The organism is Exiguobacterium sp. SH5S13, from assembly GCF_004337085.1.
Taxonomy (GTDB): Bacteria; Bacillota; Bacilli; order Exiguobacteriales; family Exiguobacteriaceae; genus Exiguobacterium; species Exiguobacterium aurantiacum_A.
This window is the reverse complement of sequence record NZ_SJUS01000012.1, coordinates 59,692-76,173: the sequence shown is the minus strand read 5'-3', so window position 1 is coordinate 76,173 and position 16,482 is coordinate 59,692. Positions and strand designations below refer to the sequence as shown.

At 50.5% G+C, this 16,482-nt stretch carries 15 protein-coding genes and 1 other annotated feature; of the genes, 2 read left to right on the top strand and 13 right to left on the bottom strand.

Annotation, left to right across the window (positions count from 1 at the left end; all coding sequences use genetic code 11):
• Window positions 1-135: 135 nt before the first annotated feature.
• The 5 genes from EVJ30_RS08220 to EVJ30_RS08200 all read right to left on the bottom strand — a co-directional run bounded on the left by EVJ30_RS08220 (window position 136) and on the right by EVJ30_RS08200 (window position 6,053).
• Window positions 136-1,086, bottom strand: a complete 951-nt coding sequence (locus EVJ30_RS08220; RefSeq protein WP_131457294.1) for an ABC transporter ATP-binding protein — start codon at window positions 1,084-1,086, stop codon at window positions 136-138.
• Window positions 1,086-2,159, bottom strand: a complete 1,074-nt coding sequence (locus EVJ30_RS08215) for an ABC transporter ATP-binding protein (RefSeq protein WP_071399491.1) — start codon at window positions 2,157-2,159, stop codon at window positions 1,086-1,088. Before EVJ30_RS08215 ends, EVJ30_RS08220 begins: the two co-directional genes overlap by 1 nt.
• 23 nt (window positions 2,160-2,182) lie before the next feature.
• Entirely contained in the window at window positions 2,183-3,208 is a 1,026-nt protein-coding gene (gene opp3C / locus EVJ30_RS08210) for an oligopeptide ABC transporter permease (RefSeq protein WP_131457296.1), read from the bottom strand.
• Entirely contained in the window at window positions 3,208-4,134 is a 927-nt protein-coding gene (opp3b, locus tag EVJ30_RS08205; RefSeq protein WP_131457298.1) for an oligopeptide ABC transporter permease, read from the bottom strand. Before opp3b ends, opp3C begins: the two co-directional genes overlap by 1 nt.
• Before the next feature lie 302 nt (window positions 4,135-4,436).
• Window positions 4,437-6,053: a peptide ABC transporter substrate-binding protein gene (locus EVJ30_RS08200; RefSeq protein ID WP_131468667.1), complete on the bottom strand. Its 1,617-nt coding sequence runs from the start codon at window positions 6,051-6,053 to the stop codon at window positions 4,437-4,439.
• Window positions 6,054-6,326: 273 nt separating this feature from the next.
• Here EVJ30_RS08200 and EVJ30_RS08195 point away from each other — a divergent pair, with 273 nt between their 5' ends.
• Both EVJ30_RS08195 and trpS read left to right on the top strand, forming a co-directional pair.
• Window positions 6,327-6,704 (top strand): DUF3899 domain-containing protein, encoded by a 378-nt coding sequence (locus EVJ30_RS08195; protein ID WP_131457302.1) that lies wholly within the window; start codon window positions 6,327-6,329, stop codon window positions 6,702-6,704.
• 45 nt (window positions 6,705-6,749) lie between these two features.
• Window positions 6,750-6,957: a binding site (T-box leader), on the top strand.
• Window positions 6,958-7,004: 47 nt separating this feature from the next.
• Window positions 7,005-8,006, top strand: coding sequence for a tryptophan--tRNA ligase (gene trpS / locus EVJ30_RS08190; protein ID WP_131468665.1), 1,002 nt, complete (start codon window positions 7,005-7,007; stop codon window positions 8,004-8,006).
• 98 nt (window positions 8,007-8,104) lie between these two features.
• Here the strand turns inward: trpS and EVJ30_RS08185 are convergent, their stop codons facing one another.
• The 8 genes from EVJ30_RS08185 to EVJ30_RS08150 all read right to left on the bottom strand — a co-directional run bounded on the left by EVJ30_RS08185 (window position 8,105) and on the right by EVJ30_RS08150 (window position 16,430).
• Window positions 8,105-9,769 (bottom strand): peptide ABC transporter substrate-binding protein, encoded by a 1,665-nt coding sequence (locus EVJ30_RS08185; protein ID WP_131468663.1) that lies wholly within the window; start codon window positions 9,767-9,769, stop codon window positions 8,105-8,107.
• 202 nt (window positions 9,770-9,971) lie between these two features.
• Window positions 9,972-11,504, bottom strand: coding sequence for a peptide ABC transporter substrate-binding protein (locus EVJ30_RS08180; protein WP_131457309.1), 1,533 nt, complete (start codon window positions 11,502-11,504; stop codon window positions 9,972-9,974).
• A gap of 66 nt (window positions 11,505-11,570) precedes the next feature.
• Entirely contained in the window at window positions 11,571-12,803 is a 1,233-nt protein-coding gene (gene fabF, locus EVJ30_RS08175; RefSeq protein WP_131457312.1) for a beta-ketoacyl-ACP synthase II, read from the bottom strand.
• The gene (locus EVJ30_RS08170) at window positions 12,800-13,759 is read right to left on the bottom strand and encodes a beta-ketoacyl-ACP synthase III (RefSeq protein ID WP_131457313.1); all 960 of its coding nucleotides are present in this window, start codon (window positions 13,757-13,759) and stop codon (window positions 12,800-12,802) included. The genes fabF and EVJ30_RS08170 overlap by 4 nt, the downstream gene beginning before the upstream one ends.
• 76 nt (window positions 13,760-13,835) lie before the next feature.
• Window positions 13,836-14,540, bottom strand: a complete 705-nt coding sequence (gene mtnN / locus EVJ30_RS08165; RefSeq protein WP_070327645.1) for a 5'-methylthioadenosine/S-adenosylhomocysteine nucleosidase — start codon at window positions 14,538-14,540, stop codon at window positions 13,836-13,838.
• 56 nt (window positions 14,541-14,596) lie between these two features.
• Entirely contained in the window at window positions 14,597-15,070 is a 474-nt protein-coding gene (gene greA, locus EVJ30_RS08160) for a transcription elongation factor GreA (RefSeq protein WP_131457315.1), read from the bottom strand.
• Window positions 15,071-15,133: 63 nt separating this feature from the next.
• Entirely contained in the window at window positions 15,134-15,772 is a 639-nt protein-coding gene (udk, locus tag EVJ30_RS08155; protein ID WP_131457317.1) for a uridine kinase, read from the bottom strand.
• A gap of 16 nt (window positions 15,773-15,788) precedes the next feature.
• The gene (locus EVJ30_RS08150) at window positions 15,789-16,430 is read right to left on the bottom strand and encodes an O-methyltransferase (RefSeq protein WP_131457319.1); all 642 of its coding nucleotides are present in this window, start codon (window positions 16,428-16,430) and stop codon (window positions 15,789-15,791) included.
• Window positions 16,431-16,482 lie beyond the last annotated feature (52 nt).

Here is a 16,482-nt window from a genome sequence, read left to right as displayed (position 1 = left end):
CCTACGGAAGTTCATCGCCGTGGGCATCGGGGGAAGTGCAAAGAAGGGGTCCGGCCACCGAAAATCGGTGACCGGACCCCTCTTTTTATTGAAAAGCTTTAAAACAGGCTAGTTATGTCCCAGCCCCTTTTCGTATTAGACGAGCTGGGCTTTATACGCCTCATATTCTGCGTCTGTGAGCGAAACATAGTGACCTGGTTCGACTTCACGAAGCGCAGGGATACTCGAATCTTCATCCGATCGTCCGACAGCACCAAGTGAGCCAGACTCGTAGACGATCCGCTTACGTGTCCGTTCGTGTTCTGGGTCCGGAAGCGGGATCGCAGACAAGAGCGATTTCGTATAGGCGTGAATCGGGTTCTCGTACAGGCGCTCTGCCGATGCAAGCTCGACGAGGTGACCTTGGTACATAACGCCGATCCGGTCTGAGATATACTTGACCATCGACAAATCATGGGCGATGAACAAGTACGTGAGATCGCGGTCCCGTTGCAACTCTTTCATCAAGTTGACGACTTGAGCTTGGATCGACACGTCGAGTGCCGAGATCGGCTCGTCGGCGATGATGAACTCCGGTTCAACAGCGAGTGCCCGGGCAATCCCGATCCGCTGACGCTGTCCGCCTGAGAATTCGTGTGGATAACGGCTCGCGTGCTCTTTCGTGAGGCCGACCGTCTCGAGGAGGTCGTACACACGGTTCATCCGTTCTTCATTCGTCTTGGCAAGGCTGTGGATATCGATGCCTTCGGCGATGATGTCAGCGACCGTCATCCTCGGGTTGAGCGACGCATACGGATCTTGGAAGATCATCTGCATAGCCCGGTTGAATTTCAACTTCTCAGCCTTATTCTTTTTCCCGTGGACGTTCTCACCTTTGAAAAGAACATCCCCGTCTGTTGCATCGTAAAGGCCGATGATCGTACGGCCTGTCGTCGATTTACCGCAACCCGACTCTCCAACGAGGCCGAGCACTTCACCTTTGTAAATATCGAACGAGATGCCGTCGACCGCTTTAACGACGCGGCCTCGACCAATGTTAAAGTGCTGCTTCAGGTCTCGTACTTCTAGTAATTTCTCACGTTCCATTATTCAGCACCACCTTTCAAAATCGATTTTGCGAACGCGCTGTCAGGACGATACTTGAGCGCGAGCTCACGAATCGCTCGCGGCGGCGTCACTTGCGGTGCTTGTGGATGTAAGAGCCAGCTCGCTGCATAGTGTGTATCGCTAATTTGGAACATCGGTGGTTCTTTCTCGAAATCAATCTTCATCGCATACGGATTACGCGGTGCGAACGCGTCGCCTTTCGGCGGGTCAAGCAAGTTAGGCGGAGTGCCTGGGATGGCCGGGAGCGCTTCGTTCGGATCGTCGGTCGGACGCGGCATCGATCCGAGCAGTCCCCAAGCGTACGGGTGACGCGGCTCATAGAAGATTTCATCAACCGTTCCTCTTTCGACGATTTTACCGGCGTACATGACGGCGACACGGTCAGCCATGTTCGCGACGACACCGAGGTCGTGCGTGATGAAGATGATAGCCGTACCCGTTTTTTGCTGAATGTCTTTCAACAATTCTAAAATCTGAGCTTGGATCGTCACGTCGAGTGCTGTCGTCGGCTCATCGGCAATCAACACTTTCGGGTTACATGCGAGCGCGATCGCGATGACGATCCGTTGGCGCATCCCGCCTGAAAGTTGGTGCGGATATTGTTTAAGACGTGCCTCTGGGTTCGGGATCCCGACGAGCGTGAGCAATTCGAGCGTACGCTTCTTCGCATCTTCACCTGTCAATCCCTGGTGTTGCTTCAATCCTTCGGCAATCTGTTTGAAGATTGTCATCGTCGGGTTGAGTGACGTCATCGGATCTTGGAAGATCATCGCGATGTCGCGGCCGCGGATTTTCAACATTTCTTTTTCTGACAACTTCGCCAAGTCTTTTCCTTCGAACAAAATTTCTCCGTTCGTGATCTCACCTGGCGGGTTCGGAATGAGACGCATGATCGCTTTCGATGTGACGGATTTACCAGAACCCGATTCACCAACGATTGCGAGTGTCTCGCCTTTTTTCAAATCAAACGATACGTTGCGGACGGCTTGTACCGTTCCGGCATACGTATGGAACGAGACTGCTAAGTCTCGGACAGATAAAATCGTTTCCATGCACGAGTCCCCCTCTGTTTAAATTATTTACGCATTTTCGGGTCGAACGCATCACGCAAGCCATCGGCGAGCAAGTTGAAGCTGACCATGAGCAAGACGATGATGATTGACGGGATGACGAGCAAGTACGGGAACGTCCGTAGCTCTTTGTATCCGTCGTTGATCAACGTACCAAGTGACGCTTGTGGCGGTTGAAGTCCGATCCCGATGAAGCTGAGGAACGCCTCGAAGAAGATGGCAGATGGAATCGTGAACATGAGTGTGATGATGATCGCACCGAGCGTGTTCGGGATCAAGTGTTTGAAAATCAAACGGTTACTTGACGCACCGAGCGTACGGGCAGCCAATACAAACTCTTGGTTTTTCAGTTTCAAAATTTGACCGCGGACGAGTCGACTCATCCCGATCCAGCCGGTGATGGCCATCGCCAAGATAATGGTGAAGACACCTGGGTCAAAGATCAAGATGAACAAGATGATCAAGATCAAGTTAGGAACACCAGTCAAAATCTCGACGATCCGTTGCATGATGTTGTCAATGCGGCCACCGAAGTAAGCCGAGACGCCGCCGTAAGCGACACCGATGACCGTATCGATGATTGCGGCCATCAAACCGATGAAGAGCGAGATACGAGTCCCTTCCCAAACACGCGACCAAAGATCACGCCCGAGGTAATCAGTACCAAACCAGAAATTCTCTTCGACGTTTTTTTGTTCATAGAAGTTGATGTCACGCCCACCGAGGTTGGCCATGCCGTCAAATCCGGCCCACTCAAGTCCTGTGACTTTAGGCGGTAGTTTCGCTTGTGAGATATTTTGTTCATAGGCGTCACGAGCTGAAAGCATCGGACCGAACAACGCGAGCAACACTAAAATCAAAATGATCGACAGCGAGACGATGGCCGCTTTGTTTTTCTTGAGACGAAGCCATGCATCTTGCCAGAAGTTCAAACTTTTCCCAGCAATTCGTTCACCGAGCTGTTCGTTCATCTCGACACGTTGGAACATGTCTTGGTCGAACTGCTCGAAATCTTTTTTATTTTCAATCATCAGTTATCCCCCCCAAGACGAATACGTGGGTCAACGACTCCGTAGAGCAAGTCAACAAGTAAAATAATTAGAATGAACAGAGCCGAGAAGAAGAGCGTCGTGCCCATGATGACCGAATAGTCATTCAACGTAATCGACGTTACGAACAATTCACCAAGTCCCGGAACGGCAAAGATTTTCTCGATAACGAACGTACCTGTGAGTAGCGCAGCCGTCATCGGTCCAAGGATTGTGATCGCTGGAATCATGGCGTTACGCACCATATGTTTCCACACGATTGCATTCCCGGTTAATCCTTTCGCTTTCGCGAGCGTGACATAGTCTTGTCCGGTCACTTCTAGCATCTCGGTCCGTACGAAACGGGCGATCGACGCGGTGACCCCGAGCGACAACGAGATGGTCGGAAGGATCGTATGTGCCGGCGAGTCCCAGAACGCGACAGGCAATACGCCCCATTTTACCCCAACGTAGTATTGAAGCAGGGCCGCAAAGACGAACGACGGGACAGAGATCCCGATTACCGACACGAACATTGAACCATAATCGATGTACGTGTTATGGCGAATCGCTGCAACGATCCCGAGCAATAGTCCGGCTAACGTACCAAGCACTAATGCCTGAATACCTAACTGGGCCGATGGTCCGATTCGTTCCATGATCAACTCCGTCACTGGCCGGTTGGCCGTACGGAACGATACGCCGAGGTCGCCTTGGACAAGGTTCCCTAAGTAAGTCGCGTAACGAACTGGAAGCGGATCATTGAGTCCGTAACGATCGTTCAAAATCTGAATTTGCGTGTCCGTCAATTTTTCCTGGTTCTGATACGGCGAACCTGGAAGCAGGTCCATCAGGAAAAATGTGAACGTCGCAATCAAGAAGAACGTGATGAGGCCGTAAACCAGCCGCTGAAGAATATAACGTCCCATAATAAAAACCCCCTGTTTTTCTAATTGTGTCTATGCTTGCACCAACAGCGTCACTATGACATATTTCCCTTTTCTTGAATTCACAAAATGAAAGGAATTTTCTGAAAGAATAGGTCAAACGTCATCTCAAGGCTCTTAGCACAGCATATGAAAATCAAAAAACTCTCAGTTTCTGAAGTATTCTGAATTTTCACTGTTACTCCATTATACTTTACCAACAAAACATTTGAATAGTATTTTCTCTCAATTCGCTTTTTTTTTTAGAAAAGTGGGGACATGCTTGCGCATGTCCCCTCGCCTATTTAGTTGATATCAACGTATTTGTACTGGTAATCAGCACCGAAAAGTTGACGGTTGAAGTTCTCGATGTTCGGACGGATCAAGTAAGCGACACCGGCCTGATAGATCGGCATGATCGCTTGGTCTTGTTCGATCAAGAGCGTTTCCGCTTCTTTGAATTTGTCGTAACGGGCATCGATCTCTGTTTCAGCCGAAGCTTCATCAATCAACTTGTCATATGCTGCCGACTTGTACTTGATGTCATTTTGACCGTTGTCTGACGTGAAGATGCCAAGGTTTGTGAGCGGGTCTTGATAGTCAGGTCCCCAAAGGGCGAATGACATCTGGTAGTCCCCGTTCGCTTCGCGTTCGAGCTTGTTGTTGAACGGTTGTTGCGAGATGTTAACCGTCACGTTCGGCAAGTTCGATTCGATTTGGCCTTTCATATACTCTGAGATTTGTTTTGAAACTTCACTGTCGAATGAAAGCAATTCGATTGTGATCGCTTCGCCGCCAGTTGCTTCTTCCCAAAGCGTTGCTGCTTCATCAGTGTTCGTCTCGAAGTGTTGTACGCCTTCTGTGTAATCCGTTCCGTCTTCATACTTGATGAATTCTTTCGGGATGAACGAAGTCGTTGCGATCGAACCGTTGTTCAACAGTTGGTCGACAATACCGGCTGGGTCAACGGCACGAGCGATTGCTTTACGTGCGTTCACATCAGCGAATACTTCATCTTCATGATTGAACTTGAAGTAACCGACCGCTGAACGAAGTCCTGTGTTATAGTCTTCGTCTTCTTGGAAAGCAGCGACTTGCTCAGACGCGAGGCCTGCGTAATCAACATCGCCTGCTTCATACAAGTTGACGACCGTTGACGTATCTTTGACGACGCGAACGTCGACTTTGTTGAGAGCGACGTTGTCAGCATCCCAGTACGCATCGTTTTTCGTCAAGACATAGCCTTGTTCACGATCCCACTCTGACCATGTGAACGGACCGTTGTAGAGAAGGTTCTCTGTGTTTGTTGCGAAGTCCGCTCCTTGCTCAGTTGCGAATGCTTCATTGATCGGTGTGAACGTACCGAACGATGTGAGTGAGACGAACGATGGGTCCGGACGCTCGAGTGTAACTTCTAGCGTTTTCTCATCGATTGCTTTCACGCCGAGTTCTTCTTTAGGAAGGTCACCCGTGTTGATCGCTTCGGCATTTTTTACCGTGTTCATGATATACGCATACTGTGAACCAGTTTCTGGGTCCACGGCACGTTGCCAAGCGTAAACGAAGTCGTTCGCTGTAACCGGCTCACCATTCGACCATTCGGCGTCACGAAGCGTGAACGTGTAGACGGTCTCGTCTTCGTTCAATTCCGGTTCTCCTTCGGCGATGGCTGGAACGGCTTGCCCTTCTTGATCAAGACGGTAAAGGCCTTCCATTGTGTTGGCGATCAAGTTGAACGCGACTGCGTCCGTTGCGAGCGCCGGGTCGGCTGTAGTAATGTCAGACGTGTCCGTCAAACGAAGTACTTTCTCTCCGTTCGAAGACGAACCGCCGTCAGAGTCTCCGCCAGTCGAGCAAGCGGCGAGCACTGAACCGAGCGCTAAGATGAGTGTCATCATTAGCAAAATCGATTTTTTCTTCATTGCGATGTCCCCTTTCTAATCTCGTGAAGCTTAGCATTCCGTCGGACTAACATCTTACTCTTTTTCTTTAATTTTCTGAATATTACATAAAGTATCCGACGAAAGAACGTTAGGGCTATTGTAAAAAATTTTTAATCAAACTGTCAACTGTGGAATAAACCGCTGTCATTTAAAAAAACTTCCTTCTCGCCATAATAGCGGGACTACGCGTATCATAGAACCATAAGCAAACGTGATAAATTGGCGTCGTCACGTTGAAAGGAGTTTGTCACATTGAAAAATTTTAGAAGTATATTAATCGTTTGGGGAATTGTCACAATTGCCTATACGGTTTGGTCGTACGTATCGTATTACCGCGCGGAATCGTTCGCGTTTCATTTGAGCGGTGGCTTGTTCGTCGCCGGCATGATCGCCTTCGCGTTCGGGATGTTCTCACAGATGAGCGCTTCAGGATTGTTCGACGGGATCATGTACGGGTTTAAACGAAATCGCCGCGCCAAACTAAAGGAAATCGATTCCGATTATGAGGAAGACGAAAAAGACGACGACGAGATGAAAGAAGAACGTTCCGTCCGTAAACAGTCGGCTTGGCGTTGGGTATACGTCGGGATTGGCAGTGTGATCCTGTCATACGTCATCACCCTCGTTTGACCTTTTTGTTTTTCCGCCAATATGCTAAACTAAATGCAGAATATAAGAAACACGAGGAAGAAGACAAGTACCTCGAACCCCCTCTCCCCCAGAGAGTCTACGTTGCTGCGAGTAGACGGAGAGCGTTCAAGCGAATGGACTTCAGAGTGGCTCACCTGAATGGTAGTACGGTGAGACGGTTACGCCCGTTAACGCGATCAAGTGGCATGACTTCATGCAAATTTGGGTGGCACCGCGGTTATTCGTCCCGATTTTCCGGGCGGAGAACTGCGGTTTTTTATATTTTATGGAGGTGTAGGCATGGCAACGATATTTTCAGGCATTAAACCGACCGGCGTCGTGACGCTCGGTAACTACTTAGGGGCGATGAAACAATTCGTCGATCTTCAAGAAGAACATGACGCGTACTATTGTATCGTCGATCTTCACTCGATCACGGTCCCTCTCGACCGTGTCGAACTGATGGACAACACCCGCAAGCTGGCGGCGCTCTATCTCGCTTGCGGACTTGACCCTGAGAAGGCAACGATCTTCGTCCAGTCAGAAGTAAAAGCGCATGCCCAACTCGGATGGATGTTGACGTGTATCGCCGGGATGGGCGAACTCGGTCGGATGACGCAGTACAAAGATAAATCGCAAGGCAGCGATAACGTCGGTGCCGGGCTGTTCATCTATCCGACACTCATGGCGGCGGACATTCTACTTTATGGGACAGAGCTCGTGCCGGTCGGTGACGATCAAAAACAACATATCGAACTGACGCGCGACTTGGCCGAACGATTCAACAAACGCTATTATGAGACGTTCAAGATTCCTGAGCCGCTCATTCAAAAAGAAGGGGCTCGGATCATGAGTTTGACGAACCCCGAGAAGAAGATGTCGAAATCGGACGCGAACATTAAAGGCTTCATCTCGATGCTTGACGAACCGAACGTCATCCGTAAAAAAATCAAGAGCGCCGTCACGGACTCGAGCGGCGTCATCAGCTTCGAGCGGGAGAATAAGCCGGGCATCTCGAACTTACTCGAGATTTACTCGTTATCGACTGGTACTTCGATAACAGATCTCGTGACTCAATACGCAGACTCGAACTACGGAACGTTCAAGCAAGACGTCGCCGAAGCGGTCGTCGCTATGCTCGAACCGATTCAAGCGCGCTATCACGAACTCGTCGACTCGCCAGAGCTTGATGCGATCCTTGACTCGGGACGTGAGAAAGCCGAAGCGGTCGCGAACAAGAACCTCGCCAAGATCGAGAAAGCGATGGGCTTAAGCCGAAAACGTGCCAAAGTGAAAAAATAAGACAGAGCCGCCCAACGCATGCGTTGGGCGGCTTCTTTATGGAAGAACACAAAAAAAGAAAGAAACAGGCGTCCCTGTCTCTTTCTGGTGAATGTTGCTTATTGCTCTTTGCCTTCGATGAATGCCCACTTGTACGAGTAGTCAGCGCCGAACCCGTGTTCAACGATTCCTTTAACGTACGGCTTCGTGAGACGAGCTGATCCGCGTTGGTAAACTGGCGAGATCGCGTTCTCTTCAAGAACGATTTTCTCTGCATCTTGAAGCTCTTTCCAACGTGCTTCAGCATCTGTGTTCGCTTTCGCAGATTCGATGAGTGCATCGAATTCTTCGTTCGACCACTTACCACGGTTGTATGGTCCGTCAGTTACGAAGAGGTCAACAAACGTCATTGGATCCTGGTAGTCAGGTCCCCAGCCTGCGAATGTAAGCTCAAAGTCACCTTTGTTCTCGAGGTCGAGTTTGTTGTTGAACGGTTGTTGCTTGATCGTAAGCGTCATGCCTGGAAGGTTCTTCTCAAGTTCACCTTTGATGAACTCACCGATTTGCTTCGCAGACTCTGAGTCGTAGTTGAGGAGTTCGATTTCGACAGAATCTGTCCCGAGCTCTTCAAGTCCTGCTTCCCAAAGTTTTTGTGCTTCTTCAACGTTGTAACCACCGATGTCGCCGTTAGCGTCACGGAAGTCTGCACCGTCTGGGCCTGTTACGAAGTCTTTCGGCACGAGGTAGTTCGCAGGTACTGAACCGTTCGCGAGAAGCGTTTCAGAGATTGCTGCTTTATCGTAAGCACGGTCGATCGCGTTACGGATATTTTGGTTGTCGAACGCTTCAACTTCAGTGTTGAACTGGAGGTAGAAGAGTGTCGGCTCAACGACAGTCGAGAAATCTTCGCTGTCTTGGTATTGAGCAACGAGTTCAGAAGTCAAACCAGTACGGTCAACGTCGCCGTTTTCGTACAAGTTGACGCCCGTTGAAACTTCTTTAACGACTTTAACGTCGATTTCGTCAAGTTTGACGGCTTCAGCATCCCAATAGTCGTCGTTTTTGACCATTTTCCAGCCTTGCTCGCGCTCCCAGCTTTCGAGTTTGAACGGTCCGTTGTAGAGCGTCGTCTCTGCAGACGTACCGAAGTTCTCGCCTTGTTCCGCGTCGAACGCTTCAAGTTTAGGCATAAATACGCCGAAGCTTGTGAGACCAAGGAAGTAATCAGCTGGTGCTGTCAATTTAACTTCAAGTGTCTGATCGTCAGTTGCTGTAACGCCGACCGCGTCACGCTCGCCTTCGCCAGTGTTGTAAGCTTCAGCGCCTTCGATGACAGACATGACATAAGCATATTGTGATCCGTTGTCCGGATTAAGTACTTCTTTCCAAGCGTATTCGAAGTCGTTTGCCGTTACAGGCTCACCGTTAGACCAAGTTGCGCCTTCACGGATTTTGAACGTGTACGTTTTACCGTCTTCAGAAACTTCGTGTGATTCAGCCATCCCTGGTGTTGGGTTGTCTTCTTCGTCCATACGGTAGAGACCTTCGTTAACGTTGTTCAAGACGTTGAACGATACTGCGTCAGTCGCGAGAGTTGGGTTAAGTGAAGGAATGTCTGCACTGTCGAGCAAGTTGAGGACTTGCGCTTCATCTGCACTACCTTCTGAACCTCCATCTCCGTTTGTTGTCGTTGTTTCTTCTTCCCCACCCGAGCAAGCTGCTAGGAACGCGCTAGATAGAAGCGTTACCGACGTTGCTAATGCAAAACCTTTTTTCTTATTCAATACGATGACCCCCTGATTTTTTCGTTTTAACGAAATGAACGATGGTAGAAAATTCTGAAAGTTAACTTTACAAAATTTGCTACCACAATCCCGTTGATGCAATAATACAATATTCTGATAATTTTGCAAAGTATTTATTTTGATTTTTCTAAAAAATTTTTATCATAGGCTAAAAGCCCGCCTAGGGAGACGGGCTTTTAGCTCATTTTTTATAAACTTTTGAAAAAGTTAGGACGTACGAAGGACCGATGACCGGAAATCCAATTTCCGCATAGGTGGAATCGACCGCGTAAGTTCTTCCAGCTTGGTAGATTGGAATAACGACTGCCTCTTCCAACAAGCGTTTTTCGGCTTGACGATACGCTTCGTTCCGCGCCTCGAGTACCTCAGTCGAGCGTGCCTCCTCCATCAACCGATCGAACGTCTCGTCTTTATAACCACTCGAATTCAAATAATTTCCTGTTTCAAATTGAGTCAAATAAGCACTGTACGCCGGATAATCCGGTTGCCAACCAGACAGCGACAGCGCATAGTCACCTGCGACTTCTTTCCTAACTTTGTCACCGAGCGGCAGTTCCGTGATGGAAACAGACAGCCCCGGAAGTTTTTCAAGTTCGGTTTCAATCGTCTCGGCGATTTGTCTCGCTTCTTCATCGACAAAGCTGAGTAATTCGATGTCAATCGTTTCTTCTTCGTAGCGCTCTTTGACCGACTCGAACAAACTAGACGCATCTTCTTCAAACGAGACGTCTTGCGCACTCTCGTCTGTGACGAGCAAGCGGTCCGTCGTTTGTTCGGCGCGGGCGAGTGCATCGGTGAACGCCTCTCGATCGAGCGCAATCGCGAGCGACCGGCGGAAGTCAGGGTCATCGAACGGATACTCATCGACGTTCGATTTCAAATAGAAGACACCGCTCCGAGGCACGTCAATCACTTCACTTTCAAGTGAATCGAACACACTTTCATCCGTCCCATAAGGAACCGGGTGAATGCCCGTCGCTTCCGTCCCGAGCGCGGCGTCCGCCCAAATGATGATGCGCTCGAGCGTAACGTTACCCGAGTCATGGTAAGATTCGTTTTTCGTCAGTGTCACTTGGGCTGCGTCAATCGATTCGATTTGAAACGGTCCGTTCGCATCGAGTTCTGGCCAAGCCCCGATGGCTGTTTGTGGAAGAAACGCCGGCATTGCCAAAATCTCCTCGAACCCTTCCATCGGTCGTTCGAGCGTCAATTCGAGTGTCTGCGCATCGACCGCCTTGACACCGAGCGTCTCCGGCTCGGCTGTTCCGAGACTGATTGCTTTTCCATTTTTAACATCTTCAAGTAAAAAACTAAACGGTGAGTTCGTATCGTCGTCCGCGAGTTTTCTAAAATGGTCGACGAACGTCTCGGCGGTTACCGCCTTGCCGCCCACCGTCTGACTCGGCTTTAGCGAGAATGTGTACGTCGCACCGTCCTCTGACCGGGTCAAGCTCTCGACGAGACCTGGCTCGATTTCTCCGTCCGCCCCGAAGCGATACAATCCCTCATAGACATGAGACAATATCGTCTGGGAACTCGGGTCGATGGCGAGTAACGTGTTCGGCTGCTCCGGTAACGTCTCCCCGTGGATCGTCACGACTTGTTCTTCTTGCGGTACTAGTTCACGTGCCTGCTCGCGTTGTCCGTTCCAAATGATCAAAAAAAGAATAAGGACTGAACCCAACAAGGCGGCACCGATGATAAAACGTTTCATTCGGCATTCTCCTTTCTGTTAGACCAACCCTTATACCCTACCCGTTTTTGACCTATTTTTCTACAATCAGTCTGTCACTTTTGCGAATGCGAGTGTCGCATTATGGCCCCCGAAGCCGAGTGAATTGCTCAGTGCGTACTGAATATCAAGTTCCCGCTTTCCTTCTCTAACATAATCAAGGTCACAGTTTTCTGCCGGTTCGTTACAGTTGATCGTCGGATGAATCTGGCCCTCATGAATCGACAACGCCGTGATGACCGCTTCGACGCCGCCCGCAGCCCCGAGCAAATGCCCGATCATCGATTTCGACGAATTGACGGCGAGCTGATCAGCATATTCCCCGAACACGTTGCGGATCGCTTTCGTTTCTAACATATCGTTGAGTGGTGTGCTCGTCCCGTGGGCGTTAATGTACTGGACGTCTTCCGGTGCGATTCCGGCGTCACGCATCGCTTCACTCATCGCTTTCGACCCACCTTCAGCTTCAGGTGACGGTGCCGTGATATGGTAGGCGTCCGAACTCATCCCGTATCCGACGACTTCGGCATACATTTTGGCACCGCGCGCTTTAGCGTGCTCATATTCTTCGAGAACGAGGACACCTGCGCCTTCGCCCATGATGAACCCGTCACGATTTGCATCGAACGGACGGCAGGCCGTCGCCGGATCCGGGTTCGTCGATAGCGCCTTATTGGCACAGAACCCTGAAAACGATAACGGTGTGATTGGTGCCTCGGCCCCGCCTGCGAACATCGCGAGCGCATCACCGCGTTGAATGACACGGAACGCTTCGCCGATCGAGTTCGTGCCCGACGCACAAGCCGTCACCGAGCAGTTGCTCGGTCCTTTCGCCCCAAGGTAGATCGAGACTTGGCCGCTCGCCATGTTCGGGATCATCATCGGAATGAAGAACGGGCTGACCCGGCGCGGTCCGCGTTCATGCAAGATGCTCGCTTGTTTATCGATCGTCTCGACGCCACCGATGCCGCTCCCAATCCACGTCCCGACTTTGTCCGCCATCGCTGTCACATCTAGACCGCTATCCCGATGTGCGGCGTCCGCTGCTAAAATTGAGTATTGGATGAACGAGTCCATCTTCCGAGCTTCTTTTGGCTCAACCAAATGCTCGATATTCCATTCTTTGACTTCAGCGCCGACTTTTGCCGGGTACTGGCTAATATCAATCTTCGTCAACGTATCGACCGCATTGTCCCCGTTCAATAGCCGACCCCACATTTCTGTGACATCATTGCCTAACGGTGATACGACACCTAACCCTGTAATGACTACTCGTTTCATGAACAAATCTCCTCCGTGATTTTAGCGTTATTCCATGTGAGACAGCTCGCTCCCCAAGTGAGCCCGGCACCAAAGCCGGCAATGACGACCGTTTGCCCGGCCGTGACCTTCCCAATTTTAACCGCTTCAGCAAGCGCGAGCGGAATCGAGGCGGCCGATGTGTTCGCATGGTCTTGAATCGTGACGACTACTTTGTCTTCAGCGAGCCCTAACCGCTCTATCGCCGCGTCAATGATGCGGCGGTTCGCTTGGTGCGGGACTAAGACGTCCATGTCGGCAATGTCTTTACCGGCTTGATGAAGCGCCTCTAACACGATGTCCGGCATTTTCCGGACCGCGAACTTGAACACTTCACGCCCGTTCATGACGATTTTACCATCTGCATTCTCATATAAGAACTTCCCACCCGTACCATCGCTCCCAAGAACGATCGAATCGATTGCCGCGACGTCATCTTCCCCCAATACGACTGCACCTGCGCCATCACCGAACAAGACGGCAGTCGAGCGGTCGTCCCAATCGATCAAATTACCCATCTTTTCGGCTCCGATGACGAGTGTACGTTTAAAGCCTTTCGACTGCATCAAGCTCTTCCCCGTATCCATCGCGAAGATGAAGCCGCTACAGGCGGCGCTGACGTCAAATGCGACGGCACGTTTCGCGCCTAAGTTCGCTTGGACGAGACAAGCTGTCGCCGGGAATGATGGTGCCGTCGCCGTCGCGCAGACGATCGCGTCGATGTCCTCGATCACAACCCCTGCGCTCGCAAGCGCCCGTTTAGCGGCCCGAGTCGCCATGTCTGCTACCGACATGTCCGCATCGGCCAAATGACGCGCCTCGATCCCGGTCCGGGTCCGAATCCATTCGTCGCTCGTATCCATACGTTTTTCCAAATCGACGTTCGTGACCCGGTTATCCGGAAGGAATGAACCGATGCCGATGATTCCAATGTTCATAGCTATAACCCCTATTCTTAGTATCTGGTACTAATATAAGGGAATGAAAAAGGGATGTCAACGCATCCCTCTCGAATTATTCACTTTGTCCGAGCCGTTTCGTGACCGCCATGACCATTTTCGCCGAGTTGATCGATGCCGTCTCTAAAAATTCATCGAACGACAAGTTCGCCTCTTCGTCGGCGCTGTCTGAGATTGAACGTGTGACGACGAACGGTACTCCGAACTGGTGGCACGTCTGGGCGATCGGGGCCGCTTCCATTTCAACGGCTGCGACACCATCAAAATGTCCTAAAATTTCCGCGACTCGTTTTGAATCGTTGATGAATGAGTCACCTGTGACGATCAGCCCGGTGTGGACGTTCACATCGTGCAAGCTCTCAATGACTTCCTTACAGACGTCCATCAAGTGCGCGTCCGCTTTATAGGCAGCAGGCATGCCCGGAACTTGGCCGTACTCATAGCCGAACGCTGTCACGTCGACATCGTGGTGGCGGACTTCCGTCGAGACGACGACGTCGCCGACTTTCATCCCTTTCTTGAAGCCACCGGCAGAACCGGTGTTGATAACGACATCTGGTTTGAACTTGTCGAGCAAGAGCGTCGTCCCGATGGCCGCGTTCACTTTTCCAATCCCTGACTTTAAGATGACGACCTGGACGTTGCCAAGGTATCCTTCATAGAAGTGATAGTTCGCAATCTCTGTATCCGTCCGTTCTGTCAATTCGTTACGAAGCAAGTTCACTTCTTCTTCCATCGCCCCGATGATTCCGATTTTCATGTGATAGCCTCCTCAGAAAGAGAGCGACCTCCAATTGGATGCCGCTCTTTTAGTCATTATTTGATTTCTTTAATTTCGACGACCATGTCGCCACCAGGTGTTTGCACGTTCACGATGTCTCCGACGGTACGACCGAGAAGCGCTTTCGCGATCGGTGATTCGTTCGAGATTTTCCCTGTGAACGGGTCAGCCTCGGCACTACCGACGATTGTATATGTTTCGTCTTCATTGTCTGCTTGAATGAAGAACGTCACCGTCTTCCCGATTGCGACCATTGAATTGTCCGCGACATCACCTTTGATGATGACGGCGTTACGAAGCATCTCTTCAAGTTGTGCGATACGTCCTTCGACCATAGCCTGCTCTTCTTTCGCTGCATCGTACTCAGCGTTCTCAGACAAGTCTCCGAAGTCACGGGCAATCTTAATGCTTTCAACGACTTCTTTACGGCGTACCGTCTTCAGTTCATTCAATTCATGTTCAATCTTTTCTTGTCCTTCTAACGTCATGTAATGTTGCTTTTCAGCCATATCCGTCACTCCTTCATTGTCTCCTAGTATATTACAGCAAATCAGAATTGAAAACGATTTATTTTAGTAGGCCCGATTGCGTTCCGTAAGCACCCAGCGGATCTTCGTCACGAGCAGATCGATGGCGACAAAATTCTCGCCGCCTTCAGGGACGATGATGTCTGCGTAACGCTTCGTCGGCTCGCAAAATTGCAAGTGCATCGGACGGACAACGTTCGTATATTGGGCGACGACCGAATCAATCGAGCGTCCCCGCTCGTTAAGATCGCGTTGCATCCGGCGTAAAATTCGGACGTCGGCGTCTGTGTCGACGAACACTTTAATATCCATCAACTCACGAAGACGGTCGTCCTCGAGTGCTAAAATCCCTTCGACGATGACGACGTCGACCGGTTGGATCGAAATCGTCTCGTCCGAACGTGTATGGGCGGCATAATCGTAAACCGGCTTCTCGATCGCTTGATGATTTTGCAACTGCTTGATCTGTTCAATCAACAAATCGTTGTCGAATGCGAACGGGTGGTCATAGTTCGTCTTATACCGCTCTTCCATCGTCATTTCTGACTGGTCTTTATAGTAGGCGTCTTGCTCGATCATGACGACCGATTGTCCTTTGAACGCATCCACGAGTGCACGGGCGACGGTCGTCTTTCCAGATCCAGTCCCACCGGCCACGCCGATAATGACGGGTTTATGTTGCATCAAAGTTAAATCCTCCTCATCGTAATTTACGACTGATTGCTAGGCCATCACCGAGAGGCAAAATCGCGGTGTGATAATCGGTCCGTGCCATCAATTGCTCAGTAAACTGTTTTACGAGACGGACGAGCCGGCGTCTCCGACGGTCAAGAACTGACACGTCTTCGAGCAGGACGTCTCCTCTCAAAAACAAATTATCGCTGTAAATAGTACCACCAATTGGTACTAAAGCGCCATACCCATCAAAGAATTTTTGATATTGGCCTTTGGCTGCATCGATGAAAACCGCATCAAACGATCCTTCAATCGATCCAATCAGTTCGACCGCATCGCCGTGAATGACGGTGATCCGGTCCGAGACGCCCGACCGTCCGATAAAGCCGAGCGCTTCCTCGTAACGACGTGCGTTGCGTTCGATTGTAACGATCTCGGCCTCTGGCAACAGCTCAGCCATGCGGATCGCACTGTATCCGATCGCCGTCCCGACTTCAAGTATACGCTGCGGCCGTTGCATCGCGAGCAACGATAATAACACCTCTGAGCCGGTCAAGTCCATGATCGGCACGTGATGAACGCGCGCGAACTCTTCCATCTCCGCTAAGAGCGGTGACCGGTTTAAAATCAAGTCCTCCACGTATCCTTCATAGGATGAATGTTCCACGTCTTACACCTCTTACTCTCTATTCATTCAAACGACCGGAAGCCAAGGCCTC